Here is a 22232-nt window from a genome sequence, read left to right as displayed (position 1 = left end):
AGGGTTCGCGCCTGTCGCTGCTGATCGGCTTGTCGTCGGTGGTGATGTCGCTGATTCCGGGGATCCTGCTGGGTCTGTTCGCCGGTTTCTTCCCGAAAGTGGTCGGCCCGACCATCATGCGTCTGATGGACATCATGCTCGCCCTGCCGTCGCTGCTGCTGGCCGTGGCGATCGTCGCCATCCTCGGCCCTGGCCTGATCAACACCGTGATCGCGATTGCTGTGGTTTCGCTGCCGTCCTACGTGCGTCTGACCCGTGCCGCCGTGATGGGCGAACTGAACCGCGACTACGTCACCGCCGCGCGTCTGGCCGGTGCCGGTCTGCCGCGTCTGATGTTCATCACCGTGCTGCCCAACTGCATGGCGCCGCTGATCGTGCAGGCAACCCTGAGCTTCTCCTCGGCGATTCTCGATGCCGCTGCACTGGGCTTCCTCGGCCTCGGCGTACAACCGCCAACCCCTGAGTGGGGCACCATGCTGGCCTCGGCCCGCGACTACATCGAACGCGCCTGGTGGGTGGTAAGTCTGCCTGGTCTGACCATTTTGCTCAGCGTGCTGGCAATCAACTTGATGGGCGACGGCCTGCGCGATGCGCTGGACCCGAAACTCAAGAACGCCGCCTGAGGAGATTCAAATGTCACTGCTAGAAATCAAGAATCTCAACGTCCGCTTCGGCGACAAGACCGCGACACCGGTGGTCGACGGCCTCGACCTGAAAGTCGACAAAGGCGAAGTGCTGGCCATCGTTGGCGAGTCGGGTTCGGGTAAATCCGTGACCATGATGGCGCTGATGGGCCTGATCGAGCATCCCGGCATCGTCACCGCCGACTCGCTCAGCTTCGACGGCAAGGACATGCTCAAACTCAGCAACCGCCAGCGTCGGCAGATCGTCGGCAAAGACCTGTCGATGGTCTTCCAGGACCCGATGACCGCGCTGAACCCGAGCTACACCGTCGGTTTCCAGATCGAGGAAGTGCTACGCCTGCACCTGAAAATGTCCGGCAAGCAAGCGCGCAAGCGTGCCATCGAACTGCTGGAAAAAGTCGAGATCCCGGGCGCCGCCAGCCGCATGGACGCCTACCCGCATCAACTGTCTGGCGGTATGAGCCAGCGCGTCGCGATCGCCATGGCGATTGCCGGCGAGCCGAAACTGTTGATCGCCGACGAACCGACCACCGCGCTGGACGTGACGATTCAGGCGCAGATCATGGATCTGCTGCTGGCGTTGCAGAAAGAGCAGAACATGGGCCTGGTGTTGATCACTCACGACCTCGCGGTCGTGGCGGAAACCGCCCAGCGCGTCTGCGTGATGTACGCCGGTCAAGCTGTGGAAGTCGGTCAGGTGCCGCAACTGTTCGACATCCCGGCGCACCCGTACAGCGAAGCGCTGCTCAAGGCGATTCCCGAGCACAGCCTCGGCGCCTCGCGCCTGTCGACCTTGCCGGGCATCGTCCCGGGCCGCTACGACCGTCCGCAGGGTTGCCTGCTGTCGCCGCGCTGCCCGTACGTGCAGGACAACTGCCGCACCCAGCGTCCGGGCCTTGATCCGAAAGCCAACAGCCTCGCCCGCTGCTTCTACCCGCTGAACCAGGAGGTGGCGTAATGGCCGTCGTACTTACCGCCCGCGACCTGACCCGTCACTACGAAGTCTCCCGTGGCCTGTTCAAGGGCCACGCCACCGTGCGCGCGCTCAACGGCGTGTCGTTCGAACTGGAAGCCGGCAAGACCCTTGCCGTGGTAGGCGAATCGGGCTGTGGCAAATCCACTCTCGCCCGCGCCCTGACGCTGATCGAAGAGCCGTCGTCGGGCTCGCTGCAGATCGCCGGTCAGGAAGTTGCCGGCGCCGACAAGGCCGAGCGCAAGCAACTGCGCAAAGACGTGCAGATGGTGTTTCAGAGCCCGTACGCGTCGTTGAACCCACGGCAGAAAATCGGTGATCAACTGGCCGAGCCGCTGCTGATCAACACCAAGCTGTCGGCCACCGAGCGTCGCGAGAAAGTCCAGGCGATGATGAAGCAGGTCGGCTTGCGCCCTGAGCATTACCAGCGCTATCCGCACATGTTCTCCGGCGGTCAGCGCCAGCGTATCGCTCTGGCGCGGGCAATGATGCTGCAACCGAAAGTGCTGGTCGCGGACGAACCGACTTCGGCGCTGGACGTGTCGATTCAGGCCCAGGTGCTCAACCTGTTCATGGATTTGCAGCAGGAGTTCAACACCGCCTACGTGTTCATCTCGCACAACCTCGCGGTGGTGCAGCACGTGGCCGATGACGTGATGGTGATGTACCTCGGCCGTCCGGTGGAACTGGGCCCGAAAAACGACATCTACGAGCGCCCGCTGCACCCGTATACCCAAGCGCTGCTGTCGGCGACCCCGACCATTCACCCGGACCCGAACAAGCCGAAAATCAAGATCGTCGGCGAACTGCCCAACCCGCTGAACCCGCCACCGGGCTGTGCTTTCCACAAGCGCTGCCCGTACGCCACCGAGCGTTGCACCACGGAAGAGCCGCTGTTGCGTGAACTGGATAATCGGCAGGTGGCTTGCCACTACGCCGAGCAGTTCCTCGACGGCGCGGCGTAGGCCCACGAAATATCTCATGTGGGAGCGAGCCTGCTCGCGAATGCGGTGTAACAGTCACCAACATTGTCGACTGAAATGACGCTTTCGCGAGCAGGCTCGCTCCCACAGTGAGTTCGTGTTGATTCAAGAATTCATGCGATAACAAAACCCCTTCCACCTCGATTGCGCATCAGTCGAGGCCGAAGGGGTTTTTCTTTGCCCGGCGATCTATGTCTGGCTATCACCTTCGTCATCCGGGTCATCGGTATCCGGATCGTCCGTGGTCGAGTCGTCGTCATCGGCGCTGCCGCCCTGATTCATATCCCCCGGTTCCGACTCGGACTTGGCGAGCATCAGCCCGCTATGCCCGACCTGGCCGTTGAACGCCTGAGATTCGTGATCCTCGCACTCGGCCCACGCCGTTGCGGTGCCGAGGGATAGCATCACCATCACTTTCAACAACATCAAAACCCGTAGCAATCTGCTTTTCATGGCCGACTCCATCCTGTTGCGCTAAGACATGCTTGCCGGACTGGCTCGATGTGAAATCTAGTTGCGATCCGACCGGCTCACCACTTAGGACGCGACCGCGCAGGCAGAAATGCCATCGACCGCCAGATTGCTTTCGAATAACCCTGATAACCGAATCAGCTAAGCCCGCGCGTGGCCTGCCAGGTCAGTGGAATGGAGATCAGCACCAGCAGCGCGCTCATCAGCCACACACTGTGCCCGCCAAACTGGCCATACAGCTGACCGCTGAGCACCGGCGACAACAACGCGCTGGCGCTCCAGCTCATGAAGAACAGCCCGAAGTACTGACCGCTTTTGCCGCTCTGGGCAAACTGCATCGCCAGTACATTCAACGGCGGCATGAACAAGGCCTCGCCCAGCGTCCAGATCAGCGTCGACAGACAGACAAAAGCCAAGCCGGAACCGAACGGCAACATGCCCAGCCCACAGGCCAGCAACAAGCTGCCCGCGAGCATCTGCCAGCGCGAGCCCCAACGCTCGACCGAGTGCGACAGCGGAATCTGCAAAGCGATCACCAACAGCGCATTGAGCCCGAACTGCCAACCGATCGCCTCTGTGCTCAGGTGGTAGTAATCACGCAGATAATTGCCCAGCGTGCTGTACACCGTGTCGAACGCAATGCCGAGCACGGCCGTCGCCGCCAGCAGCCAGAGGAACGGCTTGTCGCGAAGCGGCACGCTCGAGCCATCGATCGATTCGTCTTCAACCACCAGCACCGGCCGCCGCCACGTCGTGCGCACGAACCACAGCAACGCCAGCATCGTCATCGCCGCACTGACAAAAAACACCCAACGAAAATCCGCCTGAGCCAACACTCCGCCCGCCACCCCGGCAGCGGCCATGCCCAGATTACGCGCGACCCGGCTCAGGGCTTGCGCACGGGAACGTTGCGCGACCTCGCAATACTCCATGATCAGCCGCTGATGCAACGTCCGAATCGCGCCATCGATGACACCGCTGAGCAACAGCAAACCGGCAAGCCACGGCACCTGCGTCACCAGCCCCAACAGCATCAGCACCCACACCGAAACGAAAAACAACGCCGCTGTCAGCCGCGCCGTGCGCACATGATCACTGAGCCAGCCGCCGAGCATCGAACCGACCAGCAACCCGGCGCCATAGGCTGAGAGCAACCAGCCCACGGTTTCAATCGCCAGGCCCAGCTCCTGACGCAGGTACAGCGCCATGAACAGCTTGACCATGGCGCTGAGGCGGTTGATGAACAACAGCGCCGCGAGGACCCAGGCCATGGGGGTGAAATAGCCTTTAAGAAGCAGCAGGGGATTCAGCCGACTTGTCACTCCATTGACCTCTTCGAACGACTTGCAGGGACTGGAACACTACCGGTCAACATGGCGGTTGTCGCATACCAGCACATCCAAAACACGGGAAAAAGGAACCGCCCTACAACACGCTGTAAGAAATGTCGCAGGCTGAGAACTTTTGACCTTGCTTTTCAGGCTCGCAGTCTTCAACGACCGAATTGGATTGAGTGCATCAAACAGAAAATCGTCGGCTCGCAGATTGCCTTCGCGAGCAGGCTCGCTCCCACAATTGGATTGGGGACGACCTCAAGAAACAGGCCGGCTGTCAGGCCGCCATCGCGAGCAGGCTCACTCCTACAATTTGACCGCGTACCTCCTCAGAAACAGGCCGGCTGTCCGGCCGCTTTCGCGAGCAGGCTCGCTCCCACAATTGGATTGGGGACGACCTCAAGAAACAGGTCGGCTGTCAGGCCGCCATCGCGAGCAGGCTCGCTCCCACAGAAAAGCAAAGCAGCGCAGCTGCCCGCGGCAAAGCCGCCCCACTCAACAATGAGCGCAAGCTCAAGTGCTTTTGATCTTGCTGTTGATCCACCGGCGACGTCGGAAGGCTGAGTGGAGGGATTGATCCGGGCGTGGGAGCGCAGCGACCGTTCGACGAAGTCGAACACAGCGGAAGGAGGTGCAGCGAAGCAAACCGGAGCCGCTGCGCCCGGATCGATCCCGGAGCGAAGGAACCCGAGCCTGCGAGGGCCGAACGCAGGAGCAAGCGTTTTTTGCTTACTTTTTTAGGCGCTTGTAAAAAAGTAAGTCGCCGTAAGGGCGAAACCGCCAGCCGCAGCACCCGAAGCAACGGATATTCACCCAAAACCCCAACAGCCTGGTCGGCCCAACGGCCGCCAAGAGCAAAACCGGCAGCCCATAAAAAAGCCCCCAAGGCCTACACCTCAGGGGCTTTCAGAAAAACACCTCAAACCTTAATGATGCTCCCGCGTCGCGCGGAATTTCACATCCGGCCAGCGCTCTTCCATCAGCGCCAGATTCACCCGCGTCGGCGCCAGGTAAGTCAGGTGACCACCGCCATCCAGCGCGAGGTTCTCCACCGCTTTGTTGGAGAATTCCTCAAGCTTCTTCTTGTCGTCACACTCGATCCAGCGCGCCGAATACACGGTGATCGGCTCATACGAGCACTCGACCTTGTATTCCTCTTTCAAACGGCTGGCGACCACATCGAACTGCAGCACACCGACGGCGCCAAGAATGATGTCGTTGCTGCGCTCGGGGAAGAACACCTGCGTCGCGCCCTCTTCCGCCAACTGCTGCAAGCCCTGACGCAACTGCTTGGATTTCAGCGGGTCACGCAGACGCACGCGACGGAACAGTTCCGGGGCGAAGTGCGGAATACCGGTGAAACCGAGGACTTCGCCTTCGCTGAAGGTGTCGCCGATCTGGATCGTGCCGTGGTTGTGCAGACCGATGATGTCGCCGGCGTAGGCCTCTTCCAGTTGCTCACGCTCGGAGGAGAAGAACGTCAGGGCGTCGCCGATGCGCACGTCCTTGCCGGTACGCACGTGGCGCATCTTCATGCCTTTTTCGTACTTGCCGGAGCAGATACGCATGAAGGCGATGCGGTCGCGGTGTTTCGGGTCCATGTTCGCCTGGATCTTGAAGATGAAGCCCGAGAACTTCTCTTCCACCGGCTCGACAGTACGCTCGTTGGCCACACGGGCCAGCGGACGCGGTGCCCAATCGACGACAGCATCGAGCACGTGGTCGACACCGAAGTTGCCCAGCGCGGTACCGAAGAACACCGGGGTCAACTGGCCGTCGAGGAATTCCTGCTGGTTGAATTCGTGGCAGGCGCCCTGCACCAGTTCCAGCTGTTCGATGAAGCGCTCGTACTCATCGCCCAAGTGCGCGCGCGCCTCGTCGGAGTCGAGTTTCTCGATGATCTTGGTTTCGGTGCGCTCGTGACCGTGACCGGCGGTGTAAACAATGATGTAGTCGTCGGCCAGGTGATACACGCCCTTGAAATCGCGGTAGCAACCGATCGGCCAGGTGATCGGCGCAGCCTTGATTTTCAGAACGGCTTCGATCTCGTCGAGCAGTTCGATCGGGTCGCGAATGTCACGGTCGAGTTTGTTGATGAAGCTGACGATCGGCGTGTCACGCAGACGGCAGACGTCCATCAGCGCAATGGTCCGTGGCTCTACACCTTTACCGCCGTCGAGGACCATCAGTGCCGAGTCCACCGCCGTCAGGGTGCGGTAGGTATCTTCGGAGAAGTCTTCGTGGCCCGGGGTGTCGAGCAGGTTGATCATGTGTTCGCGATAGGGGAACTGCATGACCGACGTGGTAATGGAAATACCCCGCTGTTTCTCCATCTCCATCCAGTCGGATGTCGCATGGCGATCGGATTTACGGGATTTCACCGTACCGGCCACTGCAATCGCCTTGCCCATCAACAGGAGCTTTTCGGTGATCGTGGTTTTACCGGCATCGGGGTGGGAAATAATGGCGAAAGTGCGGCGTTTCGCGACTTCGGCGGCCTGTTGGGTCATGGGAAATCGCCTGGCGGTGATTCAAAAAAGGGCCGCGATTATAGCCCAACTCGCTGCAATAACCGAACCGTTGAGCACATTAAGGGTGGCCAAATGCTGCCTCAGATGGGAACCTTTTAAAGCACGGAGACGTCCATCCCCTGTTACGAATTTTCGTCAGGGGCTGAAAAATCAGCAAGTTAGCCTGACGAGGCTGCGCTCATGGCTCGCTTTCAGACCGCTTTGCCGGCTCTGAAAAACGGCTACTTTTCGCGAACGACGCTCCCGGCAGCCAAGGCTTGGCATGCCACACGGGACTGCGCTCGCCGACTACAAAAAAAGGAGTCCGCCTGTGGCTATCCGCTATGGCAAAGGGCTGATGGGAGGTGCGGTGGTGATCGCGCTCCTGGCCCTGCTGGTCCACTGGATCGGCATCAACACGATCGAACACTACCGCGACGATTTGTTGTTTTACCTGCAAGCTCATCTGATTCTCGTCCTCGCCTCCATGCTGGCCGCCCTTGTCGTGGGCATCCCCGCCGGTATCTTCCTCAGCCGCCCGAGCATGGTCGGCCGCGCCGAACGCTTCATGCAGATCTTCAATATCGGCAACACCGTGCCACCGCTGGCCGTGCTCGCGATTGCACTGGGCATCCTCGGCATCGGCAGTGGCCCGGCGATCTTCGCGCTGTTCCTCGCCTCGCTGTTGCCGATCGTTCGCAACACCTATGAAGGCCTGAAAAACGTCCAGGGCTCGCTGAAGGAAGCCGCTGTCGGCATCGGCATGACCCCGCGCCAGGTGTTGTGGAAAGTCGAATTGCCCAACGCCGTGCCGATCATCGTCGGTGGCGTGCGGGTCGCACTGGCGATCAACGTCGGCACTGCGCCGCTGGCGTTCCTGATCGGCGCCAACAGCCTCGGCAGCCTGATATTCCCCGGCATCGCCCTGAACAATCAGCCGCAACTGCTGCTCGGCGCCGCGTGCACCGCGCTGTTGGCGCTGTTGCTCGATGGCGTGGTCACCCTCGCCAGCCGTCTCTGGCTGGAACGCGGTCTGCGCCCGTCTTAAGGCTTTGCGAAGGAATATTTATGAAACGACTTAGCTTGATCTTAGGCTGCGTCCTGCTGTTCGCAGGAATCGCGCAAGCCGCTGAAAAACCGGTCATCCGCCTCGGCGCCCGGGTCTTCACCGAGCAGACCCTGCTCGCCGAAATCACCGCGCAATACCTGCGCAGCAAAGGCTACGACGCGCAGATCACCGGCGGTCTGGGCAGCAACCTCGCCCGCAGCGCCCACGAAAGTGGCCAATTGGACCTGCTCTGGGAATACACCGGCGTGTCGCTGGTGGCCTACAACCACGTCACAGAGAAACTCGACAGCGCGCAATCCTACGCCCGGGTCAAAGAACTCGACGCGAAAAAAGGCCTGGTCTGGCTGACGCCGTCGAAATTCAGCAACACCTATGCCCTCGCTTTGCCGAAAAAAGTCGCCGAGCAATACCCGCAGATCGGCAATATCAGCCAGCTCAACGAAGTGCTGCGCGCCGAGGCCAAGACCAACCACCTGGTGGCGCTGGATACCGAGTTCGCCAACCGCTCTGACGGTCTCGACGGCATGGTCAAGCTCTACGACATGAACCTGACCCGCAAGAACATCCGCCAGATGGACGCCGGCCTGGTTTACACCGCGCTGCGTAACGGTCAGGTGTTTGCCGGTCTGGTCTACACCACCGATGGCCGTCTCAATGCCTTCGGCCTGAAATTGCTGGAAGACGACAAGCATTACTTCCCCGACTACACCGCCGCTCCCGTGGTGCGTCAGGCCACACTGAATGCCAACCCCAAACTGGCCGAACAACTCAAGCCGCTGGCCGAACTGTTCGACGACGAAACCATGCGCCAGCTCAACGCGCGGGTCGACGTCGACCACGAAAGCCCATCGTCCGTTGCCGCCGATTTCCTGCGCCAGCACCCACTGAATTAAGAGAGGAGAAGTCATGGAATTCCTGAACGCCTTTTCCCATCTCGACTGGCAGCAGGTGATGCACCTGACCTGGCAGCACATCACTCTGGTCGGCATCGCCGTGACCCTGGCGATCGTCATCGGCGTGCCGCTGGGCATCCTGATGACGCGCTTCCCCGCCCTCGCCGGCCCGCTGCAGGCCAGCGCCACGGTGCTGTTGACCGTGCCGTCGATTGCCCTGTTCGGTCTGCTGCTGCCGTTCTACTCCAAGTTTGGCCAGGGCCTCGGGCCGCTGCCGGCAATCACCGCCGTGTTCCTCTATTCGTTGCTGCCGATCATGCGCAACACCTACCTCGCCCTCACCGGCGTCGAGCCGGGCATCCGCGAAGCCGCGCGCGGCATCGGCATGACCTTCGGCCAGCGCCTGCGCATGGTTGAACTGCCGATCGCGGTGCCGGTGATTCTTGCTGGCGTGCGCACCGCCGTGGTGATGAACATCGGCGTGATGACCATTGCCGCAACCATCGGCGCCGGCGGCCTCGGTGTGTTGATCCTCGCCTCCATCAGCCGCAGTGACATGTCGATGCTTATCGTCGGCGCGCTGCTGGTCAGTCTTCTGGCGATTTTCGCCGACCTGTTTCTCCAATGGCTGCAACGCTCGTTGACTCCAAAAGGACTCCTCAAATGATCGAACTTCAAAACCTCAGCAAAACTTTCCAAAGCAACGGCAAAGATGTCAAAGCCGTGGACTCGGTGAGCCTGACCGTCAATGAAGGCGAGATTTGCGTGTTCCTCGGGCCATCGGGTTGCGGCAAAAGCACCACGCTGAAAATGATCAACCGCCTGATCAAACCGACCTCGGGCAAGATCCTCATCAACGGCGAAGACACCACCGATCTCGACGAAGTGACGCTGCGCCGCAACATCGGCTACGTGATCCAGCAGATCGGTCTGTTCCCGAACATGACCATCGAAGAGAACATCGTCGTGGTGCCGAAACTGCTCGGCTGGGACAAACAGAAATGCCACGACCGCGCCCGCGAACTGATGAGCATGATCAAGCTTGAGCCCAAGCAGTATCTGCATCGCTACCCGCGTGAATTGTCCGGTGGTCAGCAACAGCGTATCGGCGTGATTCGTGCGCTTGCGGCTGACGCCCCACTGCTGTTGATGGACGAGCCGTTCGGCGCGGTCGACCCGATCAACCGCGAGATGATCCAGAACGAATTCTTCGAGATGCAGCGCGCGCTGAACAAGACCGTGATCATGGTCAGCCACGACATCGACGAAGCGATCAAGCTGGGCGACAAGATCGCCATTTTCCGCGCCGGCAAGCTGCTGCAGATCGACCACCCGGACACCCTGCTGGCGCATCCGGCGGATGATTTCGTCAGCAACTTCGTCGGCCAGGACAGCACGCTCAAACGCCTGCTGTTGGTGAAGGCCGAAGACGCGGCGGACAACGCGCCGTCGGTCAGCCCGGAAACCCCGGTGGCCGATGCGCTGGAATTGATGGACGAACATGACCGTCGCTATGTGGTGGTCACCTGCGCCGAGAACAAGGCACTGGGTTACGTGCGCCGTCGCGACCTGCATCGCCAGACCGGCACCTGCGCGCAATTCCTCCGTGAGTTCAACGCCACCGCAGCGTACGACGAGCACCTGCGCATCCTGCTGTCGCGCATGTACGAGTTCAACCGCGCCTGGCTGCCGGTGATGGATGCCGAACGAGTGTTCCTTGGCGAGGTGACGCAGGAATCGATCGCGGCGTACCTGAGCTCGGGACGTTCGCGCGGAATGAAGACCAGTATCGTCTCGCCGGCTGAGACGGTGGTCGCATAATCCGTCTGCGTGGTTGAAACCCGATCCCTGTGGGAGCGAGCCTGCTCGCGAAAGCGCAATATCAGTCGACGCTGATGGCGGCTGTGAAAATGCCTTCGCGAGCAGGCTCGCTCCCACAGGCTCTACGCAATTTTGTTGATCTTCACTGGGTGACAAAGAATCTCAACAGCCTCTCCCGCAAGAGCGTCATCAATTCAGCTTCTTCAAGGCCCAAATCCCCCCTCAACACCCTCTCTCGACGCCAACGTCGCCGATGTTGCCGCTATCACACTTACCCGCGATCTAGCTGACAAAAGCCCCGAACGTGCAGATATGTTTAACACTCGAAAATTCGCCGGGAACATCTGCCCGTCATCTCGGTCGGGTAGAAGGAGTGATGAACGCGACGCACGTCAGAAGCGTGCAAAAACGCGACATTTTTAGTTGATCTCGCGCCCCTCACGCCCTAAAGTTCGCGCCGAACGTCCATGCTGGAAACGATCCATCCGGCTCAAGTACTGACGACGAGACAGCGAGGCCAAGGGACAGCTGCACATCCCCAGGCCTTTTTGCTTTCGGCGACATGCCTTGGGAAGTAGGCGAACCAAAGTGGGGATACGGAGGGCGTTCATGCACCCATTGATTAACTTAGTTTGCCAGCAGGAGTTCCCAGCATGTCGATCCAGGTCGAAGACTATTTCGCGCGCGCTACATTCGACAAAATGAAGGCGTTCGCCGACAAACAGGAAACCCCGTTCGTGGTGATCGACACCGCGATGATCGCCCAGGCCTACGATGACCTGCGCGCCGGTTTCGAATTCGCCAAGGTCTACTACGCGGTCAAGGCCAACCCGGCCGTCGAGATCATCGACCTGCTCAAAGACAAGGGTTCGAGCTTCGACATTGCCTCCATCTACGAGCTGGACAAGGTCATGGATCGCGGCGTCAGCCCGGACCGTATCAGCTACGGCAACACCATCAAGAAATCCAAGGACATCCGCTACTTCTATGAGAAGGGCGTGCGTCTGTTCTCCACCGACTCCGAAGCCGACCTGCGCAACATCGCCAAGGCTGCACCGGGTTCGAAAGTCTATGTGCGCATCCTCACTGAAGGTTCGACCACGGCTGACTGGCCACTGTCGCGCAAGTTCGGCTGCCAGACCGACATGGCCATGGACCTGCTGATCCTCGCCCGCGACCTGGGTCTGGTGCCGTACGGCATCTCGTTCCACGTCGGCTCGCAACAACGCGACATCAGCGTCTGGGACGCGGCGATCGCCAAGGTCAAAGTGATCTTCGAACGCCTGAAAGAAGAAGACGGCATCCACCTCAAGCTGATCAACATGGGCGGCGGCTTCCCGGCCAACTACATCACCCGCACCAACAGCCTGGAAACCTACGCCGAAGAAATCATCCGCTTCCTCAAGGAAGATTTCGGTGATGACCTGCCGGAAATCATCCTCGAGCCGGGCCGTTCGCTGATTGCCAACGCCGGTATCCTGGTCAGCGAAGTGGTACTGGTTGCGCGCAAATCGCGCACTGCCGTCGAGCGCTGGGTGTACACCGATGTGGGCAAGTTCTCCGGCCTGATCGAAACCATGGACGAAGCGATCAAGTTCCCGATCTGGACTGAGAAGAAAGGCGAGATGGAAGAAGTCGTCATCGCCGGCCCGACTTGCGACAGCGCCGATATCATGTACGAGAACTACAAATACGGTTTGCCGCTGAATTTGGCAATCGGTGATCGTCTGTATTGGTTGTCGACGGGTGCTTACACCACCAGTTATAGCGCCGTTGAATTCAATGGCTTTCCGCCCTTGAAGTCATATTACGTATAATAATTGGCAACTCCAAAAAAACCCGTGCCCAGGCACGGGTTTTTTATTTAGATATTGGCACCACAACCATACACCAACAACAAGTTACATAGAAAACATATACCTCGCACATAAAACAACTCTAACCTACGAACTCGACGCCACTTAAAAAGGATTAAAAAGTGCAAGCGAGCTCAACTAAATCAGTCACAAAAAATGATATAAAGAAAATCAAGGACTACATCTTGACCGCGCAATCGCTACCCCGCACGATCGCGGATGTAGAAACGCAGTTACAGGCAAAAAAGACCGGCATTGTCGGGCTTGAGCCAATTGATATTGTCGAACTGAACCATAAGGTCATCAACAACGCCAACTCTTGGAGTGATATCGAATACTCCATGAAGCGCGTCGGTGGCAGCCTGGCAACCTTCTCGGAAGATCTGGAAAACTTTGGCCAGGAAATAATCGATGCCATCACAACGATGCCCGGTTACTTGAATTACCTTGGTACCATCAGCACGCTCACCGAGGATGAAATAAACAGCCTGCCACCATTGGAAATAGGCACGGCTGAGAAAAACCGATTTGCCTCGATTCAGGAGTCGCTGGTATTTATCGCCGATTCTATTGATGAGAAAAAGATCAACAGCCAGGACGTGATGATGCGCCTGCAGTACTTCAAGGCCGAACTCAACAATACCGTCGCTCCCGGCATCGGCAGCAAGATGAAACTGGCTAACAATAACGAGATCAATCGTCAGATCACCGATTTGAACCTGGCCATTGATAAAGCTCAAGCGCGCCTCGATGAGAAGATTCGAGAGGCCGAACCCAATTTCTTCGAGCACTTCCTGGCTTTTATGAGTCCATATCCGCAGGGTGTTTATCAAACGCTGGAATTATTCGAGATTAAAAACATTGCGCCGTTGCGCGAGCAACGCGACCAACTGGTGGAGCAGGTTAAACAAAAAAACATTCTCGCCGGCACTCTTCTGCAGTTGCACACAGACCTTGACAGTCTTTTAATTTATGTTGACGGCGCCATCCAAAGCACCTCGCAACTTGAAACAATCTGGGTGTCAATCTCCGAATACATCGACGCTTCAAAAAACAAAGTAATGGGCATGCATGACTTCCTCACGCTCAGAGCCTTCGTTTCAAGTTTGCGTGTTGTCTTGAAAAACTGGAAGACCATCCAAACCAATTCGAATGCACTGATCGCCGCATTCGACTGACATTTATAAAAAACAACGAAAAGGATATTCTTATGACACTAGCGAGTTACCAACTCCCCGATCTAGCCACAATTCACGACAGTCGTGAAGCCATCCGATATCAAGCGATTGTGGGCTCCGCCAATTTGTACATCAAAGCCTTGGGCGACGAGCTGCTTGGCCTCAACGCAGCCGTTGGCCAAGCCGATCAACTGGCCGCCAACGCCATAACCAGCGCTATCGTCGCACTGGAAACCGATGATCTGCGCGAGAACCTGCAAGCCCTGACAGCGTTGATGGCGCGTCAAGCAGACACCCAGACCGATGAAGCCATCAAGGTCTACTCGACAATCTCCAGCCAACTGATGGACTTGTGCACTGACCAGATTTCGCAATTGCACGCAAAACTCGAAGACGGTGTCTACAACGTCCAGAGCGCAAACATCAGCAACAATCGTTTCCGACTCGCGGAACTTGCCGACGCCAAAGTCGAACTGGAGCAGCAACTCATCACCGAGCAAGCGCCCATTGTTGAACTGAATGCTGATTTGCTCGTGTTGAACAACGCGATCAATGAGTTCGAGAAGCTGACCATTATCGACCGCCTGAAACCACTGCTGGATCAATTGAAGACCTTGCTTGGCAATAACACACCGACGCCGCAAAGCGCCGCGATGGAAGCAGGGATCATTGTTGCCAACAAATTTCTGGACGAGGCCAACGAGCTGATCAAATACCAGAGCCTGACCAAAGCCCGGGACGTCATTCAGAACCGCATCTCGCAACGTGAGGAACGCGTGTCGTCTCTGACAAGCCAGTTGCGTGAAAACGACAACAGAACCCGGCAATTGAATGACGCGCAAAAAGTCATTCCCCACCGACAGACTTATGTCAGTGAAACCAACAAACTGGTCGACGCGCTGAATGCCTTTGCCGATACGATCATGGATGGCCCACGCGATGACATCCTGGCACGCGGTGAACTCGTGCTCAAAAACAGCCAGGCACTGCGCAGCTATATGAACAAGCTTCAGGGACGCTGGCTACGCGGTTAATCGCCATCCGTTGCCCTTCATCGCAGATGAGGGGCAACGGTCCGGGCACCCAATAATGTCATTCGCTGACGGTAGGCCTGAGCCATGCTGCGGATGTCCGGATGCGGGGAGGCCAGCAGTGACTCACTGCTGACACGAAGAAAAGCCAGATTGCCTTTGCTCATTGCTTCACCCAGCCAATTGAGGGCCTCTTCGATCCGCCCCTCACCCGCCAACACCGCCGCAAAACTGAACTGCCCGCGAAAATCCCCAGCCTCAGCCGAACGCCGATACCACTCACGCGCCGCCAAAGGATCCGCCGGGCACAGCAGCCCTTCCTCCAGATAGCGCCCCAGCAGATTCATCGATTTCGCATGACCCAGTTCAGCCGCGCGCCGATACAACGCCAGCGCCTGCAGATGATCAACCGCCACCCCGCGCCCGGTCGCCAGCAGATTGGCGAGGTTGTACATCGCCCAATCCAGTCCGGCCTCCGCTGCGATCCGATAATGCTGCGCAGCAATCGACGCATCCGCAGCAATGCCCCAACCCTGCTCATGACAACGGCCGAGCATATTGCGCGCCATCAGATGCCCGCGCCCGGCAGCGATGCCGAACCAGCGCAGCGCCAGCGCTTGATCCTGGGCGATGCCCTGGCCGTCGAGCAGGATTTGCCCAAGCAACGCCTGCGCTTCAACTTCGCCCTCGCCCGCTGCCAGCAAAATCGCCTGCGCAGCACGGGCCGGACTTTCGCCGAGCATGGCACTGAGTTGTTCGCCGCTGAGGACTTCCTCTCGGCGTAGCTGGAAACTCATACCTCGACCCAACGCCGCAGCAAGTTGTGATAAGTGCCGGTGAGGCGGATCAGCGAAGGGTGATCGGGGACGTCCCGGGTCAGCTGCTGAATCGCCCCGTCCATTTCGAACAGCAAGGCGCGCTGGCTGTCTTCGCGCACCAGGCTCTGCGTCCAGAAAAACGAGGCATAACGCGCACCACGTGTGACCGCATTGACCTTGTGCAAACTGGTGCCCGGATACAACACCATGTCACCGGCCGGCAGCTTCACGCGCTGAGTGCCGTAGGTGTCCTGAATCTCCAGTTCGCCGCCGTCGTAATCTTCCGGCTCGCTGAAAAACAGCGTCGCCGACAAATCGGTGCGCACCCGCTCGATGCTGCCCTTGGGCTGGCGCACGGCATTGTCGATGTGGAAATCGAAACTGCCGCCGGCCGTGTAGCAGTTCACTAGCGGCGGGAAGACTTTGTGCGGCAGTGCGGCAGACATGAACAGCGGATTCTTCCACAGCCGCTCCAGCATCGCCGCGCCGATTTCCTTGGCCAGCGGGTGGCCTTCGGGCAATTGCAGATTGTGCTTGGCCTTGGCCGACTGGAAGCCGGCGGTGATCTTGCCGTCGGCCCAATCCGCTTGCTCCAGGGCCAGGCGGATGCGCTGCACTTCGTCTTTTGCGAACAGCCCGGGGATGTGCAGCAGCATGGCGATGTCACCTGATGGCAAGAAGGCGGCAATGGTATTGATTCTTATTGACTGTGTAAAACCCCCAAGACGGATGAACAAGCAGAAACCGTAAGGGCAAATTGTAAAGAATGTAAATTCAATGCGAATAACAATGTTTCGCAATTGATACGAATACCTGTTTACCCTATATTCCGCCGCCTCAAATCCTTGGGGAGGGGAATAACAATGGCACGTCAACACGCACAATTACCGGTCAGTTCACCACGTCTGCTCGCCTCGGCAATCGGTGTCGCAATCACCGCCGGCTCCGCTGGGCAGATGGTCTTCGCGGCGGAAAAAACCGACAGCAAAGCGTCCGGCAACGCCATCGCCCTGGACGCCACCGCCATCACCGGCGAAGCCCAGGACTCGACGTCCTACCAGGTCGAAAAAGCCTCCTCGCCCAAGTACACCGCACCGCTGGTCGACACCCCGCGCTCGGTCACCGTCATCCCGCAACAAGTGCTCAAGGACACCGGCGCGCTGAACATGCAGGACGCGCTGCGCACCGTGCCGGGCATCACCTTCGGCGCCGGTGAAGGCGGCAACCCGCAGGGCGATCGTCCGTTCATTCGCGGCTTCGACGCCCAGGGCGACACCTATCTGGACGGCGTGCGCGACACCGGTTCGCAGAGCCGCGAGATCTTCGCCGTGGAAAACATCGAAGTCAGCAAAGGCCCGAACTCGGCGATTGGCGGTCGTGGCGCGGCCGGCGGTAGCATCAATCTGGTGAGCAAGAAAGCGCACCTGGGCAACTCGTTCGACGGCGGCTTCACCTACGGCTCCGACCAGACCCAGCGCTACACCCTCGACGGCAACTACCAGTTCAGCGACAGCGCTGCCGGCCGCCTCAACCTGATGAGCCACGAGAGCAACGTCGCCGGTCGCGACAAAGTCGATTACGACCGTTGGGGCATCGCGCCGTCGCTGGCCTTCGGCCTGGGCACCGATACCCGTGTAAACCTCGACTACTACCATCTGGAAAGCAACGACACCCCGGACTCGGGCATCCCGTACACCATCCCAACCGGTGGTTCGGCCGCACGCACCAAGTCCAACCCGGACAAGCCATACGCCGGGGGCGATCACGACAACTTCTACGGTCTGGATCGCGATTTCCGCAAGGGCCGCACCGACACCGCGACCTTCGCCATCGAGCACGACCTGAACGATGCGCTGACCATCAAGAACACCCTGCGCCACGGCAGCAGCATGCAGGATTACATCCTCACCCAGCCGGACGACAGCAAGGGCAACGTCAACAACGGCAGCGTCTGGCGTCGGGCCAACACGCGGGTGAGCAACACCGAAACCACCACCAACCAGACCGACCTGTTCGGCACCTTCTACGTGGCCGGTTTCAAGAACAGCTTCTCCACCGGTGTCGAATACACCCGCGAGCAGAGCGAGAAATCCTCGTACAACGTCAACACCGACACCACGCCGCGTACGACCAATGTGCCTTCCAGCAGCAACTGCACACCGGCGATGATTGGCGCCTCGAGCAATTACAATTGCACCTCGCTGTCGAACCCGAACCCGAACGATCCGTGGAACGGCGCGATCTCGCGCAACTACGCCGGCACCGACACCCAGGCCGACACCTACGCGCTGTACGTGTTCGACACGCTGGAGTTGTCCGAGCAATGGCTGGTGAACATGGGGCTGCGCTACGACCACTTCGACACCGACTACAAAACCTACAACGCCGCAGGGACCACCACCTCCAAGGGTGATGACACCAGCGAATTCGTCACCGGCCAGTTCGGCGTGGTCTACAAGCCGGCGGAAAACGGCAGCATCTACGCCTCTTATGCGACCTCGGCGACGCCGCCGGGCAACACTTTGGGCGAAGGTCAGGAAGGCAACCCGCTGGGCGGCACCCCGGATCGCAGCGGCAACCTGCTGAGCAGCGACATGGAGCCGGAAACCACCAAGAACTACGAGATCGGCACCAAGTGGGATCTGCTCAATGATCGCCTGTCGCTGACCGCCGACATCTTCCGCACCGAGAAGGAAAACGCTCGCGTGCAGGTCGACACCAGCTCCTACGAGAACGCCGGCAAGACCCGCGTACAAGGCTTCGAACTGTCGGCCAGCGGCAAGATCACCGACAAGTGGCAGGTGTTCGCCGGTTACGCCTTCATGGACAGCGAACAGGTTGACGGTGGTCCGTTGGGTCGCGCCAACGACGGCAACGATCTGCCGAACACGCCAAAAAACAGCGCCAGCCTGTGGACCACGTATCAGGTCACGCCCAAGCTGACGATCGGTGGTGGCGCGTTCTACGTCGACGACGTCTACGGCAGTGTTGCCAACACAACGATGGTCGATTCGTACGTGCGTTACGACGCGATGGCGGCCTACAAACTGACCAAGAACGTCGACCTGCAACTCAACGTGCAGAACCTGACCGACGAAACCTATTACGACAAAGCCTTCTCGACCCACTTCGCCAACCAGGCGGCGGGCCGCACGGCGCTGTTGAGCACCAATTTTCACTTCTGATCGATGTGAAAATCCGTGGCAGCGAGCCTGCTCGCGAAGGCAATCTTTCAGCAACATCGATGCTGACTGACACACCGCTTTCGCGAGCAGGCTCGCTCCCACAGGGAATGTGCCGCGAGGCTCGGCCCCGTTCATTCAGTTGAACGGGGCTTTTGTGTGTTACGCAAAACGCTTCTTGATAACCCACGGCATAATGCGCGCCGTGATGACAATTTCCGAACGGACGGCGAGTGACGTGTTGAAGAAAACCCTGTTCCAGTTGCACTGGTTTTTTGGCATCACTGCAGGACTGGTGCTGGCCCTGATGGGCATCACCGGCGCGGCCTATTCGTTTCAGGACGAGATCCTGCGCGCGCTGAATCCGTCCGTTCTGCAGGTGGAAAAGCAGGTCGCCGGCGTGCTGCCACCAGTGGAACTGGTGGAACGCATTGAAGCTGCGTCCGGCAAGAAAGTCGCGATGCTCTGGGTCGAGACCGACAGCGGTCACGCCGCACGGGTATTCTTCACTCCGCCCAAGGGCGAACGGCGTGGCGAAATGCGCTACTTCGATCCGTACACCGCCGAGTTCAAGGGCGATGCCACCGGTCAGGATTTCTTCGGCCTGATGCTGCAACTGCACCGCTTCCTCGCCATGGGCGACACCGGGCGCAACATCACCGGCGCCTGCACCTTGATGCTGTTGTTCTTCTGCCTTTCTGGTCTGTATTTGCGTTGGCCGCGTCAGTGGAACAGCTGGCGCGTGTGGTTGACCCTGGACTGGAAGAAGAAGGGCCGCGCGTTCAACTGGGATCTGCACTCGGTGGCCGGCACCTGGTGCCTTTTGGTCTATCTGCTGCTGGCGTTGACCGGCTTGTCATGGTCGTACGAGTGGTACAACAAAGGCCTGACCCGACTGCTTTCCGACGCGCCGCAAAACGAACGCGTACGCGGCGGTCGCGGCCCGGCGCCGGAAGGCCCGGCACCTACCGCCGACTACGCGGCGATGTGGAGCAGCATCTACAGCGCTGCCGGCCCGGGTCTGGCCGCGTACAACATTCGCATGCCAGCGGTGGCCGGCCAGCCGGCGACGGTGTTCTACCTGCTCGACAGCTCGCCCCATGACCGCGCGCTGAATCAGATCACCCTCGACCCGGCCACCGGCGTAGTCAAACGCGTCGACCGCTATGCCGACAAGAGCTTCAAGGCCCAACTGCTGACCAGCATTTATGCGCTGCACGTCGGAAGTTATTTCGGCCTTGTGGGGCGCATCATCGTGACGATTGCGGCGGTGTGCATGCCGCTGTTTTTCATCACTGGCTGGCTGCTGTATCTGGATCGTCGACGCAAGAAAAAGCAGATCAAGGATGCCCGCCAAGGTCTCGCACAACCGTCCGCCGATGCTTCGGCATGGCTGATCGGTTTCGCCAGCCAGAGCGGATTCGCCGAACAACTGGCGTGGCAGACCGCAGGACAATTGCAGGCCGCCGGATTGCCGGTCAACGTGCAGCCGCTGGCCAATCTCAGCGAACAGGATCTGCGTGAGTCGAACAACGCCTTGTTCGTGGTCAGCACCTTCGGCGACGGCGAAGCACCGGACAGCGCCCGTGGTTTCGAGCGCAAAGTGCTGGCCAAGGCCTCGACACTCGACAGCCTCAACTACGCCGTGCTCGGCCTCGGCGATCGGCAGTACGCGCACTTCTGCGGCTTCGCCAAGCGCTTGCATCAATGGCTCGGCGAGCACGGCGGCAAGACCCTGTTCGCCCCGGTGGAGGTCGACAGCGGCGATCCTTATGCGCTGCGTCACTGGCAAACCCAACTCGGCCAGCTCACCGGACAGGCGCCGAGCGAAACCTGGCAAGCACCGAGCTACGACAACTGGACGCTGGTCCGTCGCGAACTGATTAACCCCGACAGCAGCGGTGCGCCGGTCTACCTGCTCGGTCTCAAAGCCCCGGACACCCGCAGTTGGCTGGCCGGTGACCTGGTCGAAGTGCTGCCACGCAACTGCCCGTGGGCCATCGAACATTTCCTCGACGGCCTCGGCATCCGTGGCGAAACTCAGGTGAAGGTCAACGGCATCGACGAGCCGCTGGAGGTTGCCCTCGCCTCACGCCAACTGCCCGAACACCGCGCACATCTGGTCGGTTTGCATGCGCAGTCGCTGGTCGACGCGATGGTGCCGCTGGCGATGCGCGAATACTCGATCGCCTCGATTGCCGCTGACGGCGTGCTGGAACTGATCGTGCGCCAGGAACAGCACAACGACGGCAGCCTCGGCATCGGCTCCGGCTGGCTCACCGAGCATGCGCCTGTGGACGGCAGCATCAGCCTGCGCGTGCGGCGCAACAGCGGTTTCCATCTGCCGAACGAACCCGTGCCGATGATCCTCCTGGGCAACGGCACCGGCCTGGCCGGCCTGCGCAGCCTGCTCAAGGCACGCATTGCCGATGGTCAGCAGCGGCAGTGGCTACTGTTCGGCGAGCGCAACCGTGAGCACGACTTCCTCTGCCGCGCCGAGCTCGAAGAGTGGCTGGTCAATGGTGATCTGGCGCGGCTGGATCTGGCGTTTTCCCGCGATCAGGCTGAGAAGGTTTATGTGCAGGATCGCTTGCGTGAGTCTGCGGATGAATTGAAGAAATGGTTGGCAGATGGTGCTGTCATCTATATCTGCGGCAGCCTTCAAGGAATGGCCTCAGGCGTCGACCAAGCCCTCAACGATATCCTCGGCAGCGCCGAAGTCGAACGCCTGATCGAACAGGGCCGCTATCGCCGGGACGTTTACTAACGCCTGCGAAAAGCCCCTCACCCTAGCCCTCTCCCAATGGGAGAGGGGACCGATTGGGGGATGCTGGAGATCGACGCCGACCTGAGCGTTCTTCACTGAATCCATAGCCATAATCACCTCGGTCGGCTCCCTCTCCTCCTGGGAGAGAGCTGGGCGGGCCGCGTTCCGATGAGGGAAATGGGCTACTGTTAAATCTCCACTCAACTTCACAAGGACCGTGAAGCCATGCCAAGCCGCCCTACCCTCGCCCAATTCGCCCGCCACTTACGCACCAACCAGACAGATTGCGAACACCTGCTCTGGCAGCGCCTGCGTTCCCGGCAAATCGCCAACCTTAAATTTCGCCGACAGTTTCCGTATCCGCCGTTTGTGCTGGATTTCTATTGTGTGGAGTTGAGGTTGGCGATTGAGCTGGATGGTGGCCAGCACTATGAGACGGCCGGGGTGCTTCACGATCGGCGCCGGTCGAACTTCCTGTCTCAACAAGGCATTGAAGTCGTGCGATTCAGCAATCTTGAGGTGCTTCAGCAGATGGATGATGTATTGGAGCAGATCATCAGAATTGCGGCAGAGCGGAAAATACCCTCACCCTAGCCCTCTCCCAGAGGGAGAGGGGACTGATTGGGGGATGCTCGAGATCGACGCCGACCTGAGCGTTCTTCACTGAATCCAAAGCCACAATCACCTCGGTCTTCCAGGTCG

At 59.5% G+C, this 22232-nt stretch carries 18 protein-coding genes; 13 read left to right on the top strand and 5 right to left on the bottom strand.

The annotated features are described in order from the left end of the window. The 3 genes from D8U61_RS17400 to D8U61_RS17390 all read left to right on the top strand — a co-directional run. A partial coding sequence (locus D8U61_RS17400; RefSeq protein WP_130927379.1) for an ABC transporter permease subunit occupies nucleotides 1-623 on the top strand: 623 nt, incomplete at its 5' end. Between the two features lie 10 nt (nucleotides 624-633). Further along, the gene (locus tag D8U61_RS17395) at nucleotides 634-1602 is read left to right on the top strand and encodes an ABC transporter ATP-binding protein (protein WP_016771722.1); all 969 of its coding nucleotides are present in this window, start codon (nucleotides 634-636) and stop codon (nucleotides 1600-1602) included. Further along, nucleotides 1602-2582 (top strand): peptide ABC transporter ATP-binding protein, encoded by a 981-nt coding sequence (locus D8U61_RS17390; RefSeq protein ID WP_016771723.1) that lies wholly within the window; start codon nucleotides 1602-1604, stop codon nucleotides 2580-2582. The genes D8U61_RS17395 and D8U61_RS17390 overlap by 1 nt, the downstream gene beginning before the upstream one ends. Nucleotides 2583-2789: 207 nt before the next feature. Here D8U61_RS17390 and D8U61_RS17380 read toward each other — a convergent pair whose 3' ends face one another. The 3 genes from D8U61_RS17380 to D8U61_RS17370 all read right to left on the bottom strand — a co-directional run bounded on the left by D8U61_RS17380 (nucleotide 2790) and on the right by D8U61_RS17370 (nucleotide 6915). Beyond that, complete coding sequence (locus tag D8U61_RS17380) at nucleotides 2790-3053, bottom strand: hypothetical protein (RefSeq protein WP_071174375.1); 264 nt, start codon at nucleotides 3051-3053, stop codon at nucleotides 2790-2792. A 155-nt stretch (nucleotides 3054-3208) separates the two neighbouring features. Beyond that, a complete protein-coding gene (locus tag D8U61_RS17375; RefSeq protein WP_241663634.1) occupies nucleotides 3209-4342 on the bottom strand; it encodes an MFS transporter in 1134 nt (377 codons plus the stop codon). Between the two features lie 989 nt (nucleotides 4343-5331). Further along, nucleotides 5332-6915 (bottom strand): peptide chain release factor 3, encoded by a 1584-nt coding sequence (locus D8U61_RS17370; RefSeq protein ID WP_016771727.1) that lies wholly within the window; start codon nucleotides 6913-6915, stop codon nucleotides 5332-5334. A gap of 358 nt (nucleotides 6916-7273) precedes the next feature. Here D8U61_RS17370 and D8U61_RS17365 point away from each other — a divergent pair, with 358 nt between their 5' ends. The 7 genes from D8U61_RS17365 (at nucleotide 7274) to D8U61_RS17335 (ending at nucleotide 14766) form a co-directional block, all read left to right on the top strand. Further along, a complete protein-coding gene (locus D8U61_RS17365) occupies nucleotides 7274-7963 on the top strand; it encodes an ABC transporter permease (RefSeq protein WP_166554532.1) in 690 nt (229 codons plus the stop codon). Between the two features lie 20 nt (nucleotides 7964-7983). Further along, a complete protein-coding gene (locus D8U61_RS17360) occupies nucleotides 7984-8877 on the top strand; it encodes a glycine betaine ABC transporter substrate-binding protein (protein ID WP_130927378.1) in 894 nt (297 codons plus the stop codon). A 13-nt stretch (nucleotides 8878-8890) separates the two neighbouring features. After that, entirely contained in the window at nucleotides 8891-9544 is a 654-nt protein-coding gene (locus D8U61_RS17355; protein ID WP_090281735.1) for an ABC transporter permease, read from the top strand. Next, complete coding sequence (locus D8U61_RS17350) at nucleotides 9541-10698, top strand: ABC transporter ATP-binding protein (protein ID WP_016771732.1); 1158 nt, start codon at nucleotides 9541-9543, stop codon at nucleotides 10696-10698. Before D8U61_RS17355 ends, D8U61_RS17350 begins: the two co-directional genes overlap by 4 nt. Before the next feature lie 653 nt (nucleotides 10699-11351). Beyond that, a complete protein-coding gene (locus tag D8U61_RS17345) occupies nucleotides 11352-12515 on the top strand; it encodes a type III PLP-dependent enzyme (RefSeq protein WP_123443380.1) in 1164 nt (387 codons plus the stop codon). A gap of 161 nt (nucleotides 12516-12676) precedes the next feature. Continuing rightward, nucleotides 12677-13732, top strand: coding sequence for an alpha-xenorhabdolysin family binary toxin subunit A (locus tag D8U61_RS17340; protein WP_125927187.1), 1056 nt, complete (start codon nucleotides 12677-12679; stop codon nucleotides 13730-13732). A 32-nt stretch (nucleotides 13733-13764) separates the two neighbouring features. Continuing rightward, nucleotides 13765-14766 carry an alpha-xenorhabdolysin family binary toxin subunit B gene (locus D8U61_RS17335; RefSeq protein WP_130887765.1) on the top strand — a complete coding sequence of 334 codons (1002 nt, stop codon included), beginning with the start codon at nucleotides 13765-13767 and terminating at the stop codon, nucleotides 14764-14766. Nucleotides 14767-14783: 17 nt separating this feature from the next. Here the strand turns inward: D8U61_RS17335 and D8U61_RS17330 are convergent, their stop codons facing one another. Together D8U61_RS17330 and D8U61_RS17325 are read right to left on the bottom strand one after the other, a co-directional pair. After that, the gene (locus D8U61_RS17330; protein WP_125927185.1) at nucleotides 14784-15560 is read right to left on the bottom strand and encodes a tetratricopeptide repeat protein; all 777 of its coding nucleotides are present in this window, start codon (nucleotides 15558-15560) and stop codon (nucleotides 14784-14786) included. Then, nucleotides 15557-16237, bottom strand: a complete 681-nt coding sequence (locus D8U61_RS17325) for a Fe2+-dependent dioxygenase (RefSeq protein ID WP_016771735.1) — start codon at nucleotides 16235-16237, stop codon at nucleotides 15557-15559. Before D8U61_RS17325 ends, D8U61_RS17330 begins: the two co-directional genes overlap by 4 nt. Before the next feature lie 207 nt (nucleotides 16238-16444). On the opposite strand from D8U61_RS17325, the gene D8U61_RS17320 reads away from it, so the two are divergent. From D8U61_RS17320 to D8U61_RS17310, 3 genes are all read left to right on the top strand, one after another. Further along, nucleotides 16445-18766 (top strand): TonB-dependent siderophore receptor, encoded by a 2322-nt coding sequence (locus D8U61_RS17320; protein WP_130927377.1) that lies wholly within the window; start codon nucleotides 16445-16447, stop codon nucleotides 18764-18766. A 235-nt stretch (nucleotides 18767-19001) separates the two neighbouring features. Then, nucleotides 19002-21530, top strand: a complete 2529-nt coding sequence (locus D8U61_RS17315) for a sulfite reductase flavoprotein subunit alpha (RefSeq protein ID WP_130927380.1) — start codon at nucleotides 19002-19004, stop codon at nucleotides 21528-21530. A gap of 225 nt (nucleotides 21531-21755) precedes the next feature. After that, nucleotides 21756-22124, top strand: a complete 369-nt coding sequence (locus tag D8U61_RS17310) for an endonuclease domain-containing protein (protein WP_125927182.1) — start codon at nucleotides 21756-21758, stop codon at nucleotides 22122-22124. The last annotated feature ends 108 nt before the right edge of the window (nucleotides 22125-22232 follow it).

The organism is Pseudomonas sp. Sample_14 (assembly GCF_004307515.1).
GTDB lineage: Bacteria > Pseudomonadota > Gammaproteobacteria > Pseudomonadales > Pseudomonadaceae > Aquipseudomonas > Aquipseudomonas atacamensis.
The sequence above is the reverse complement of the archived record's forward strand: the minus strand, read 5'-3'. Positions and strand labels throughout refer to the sequence as shown.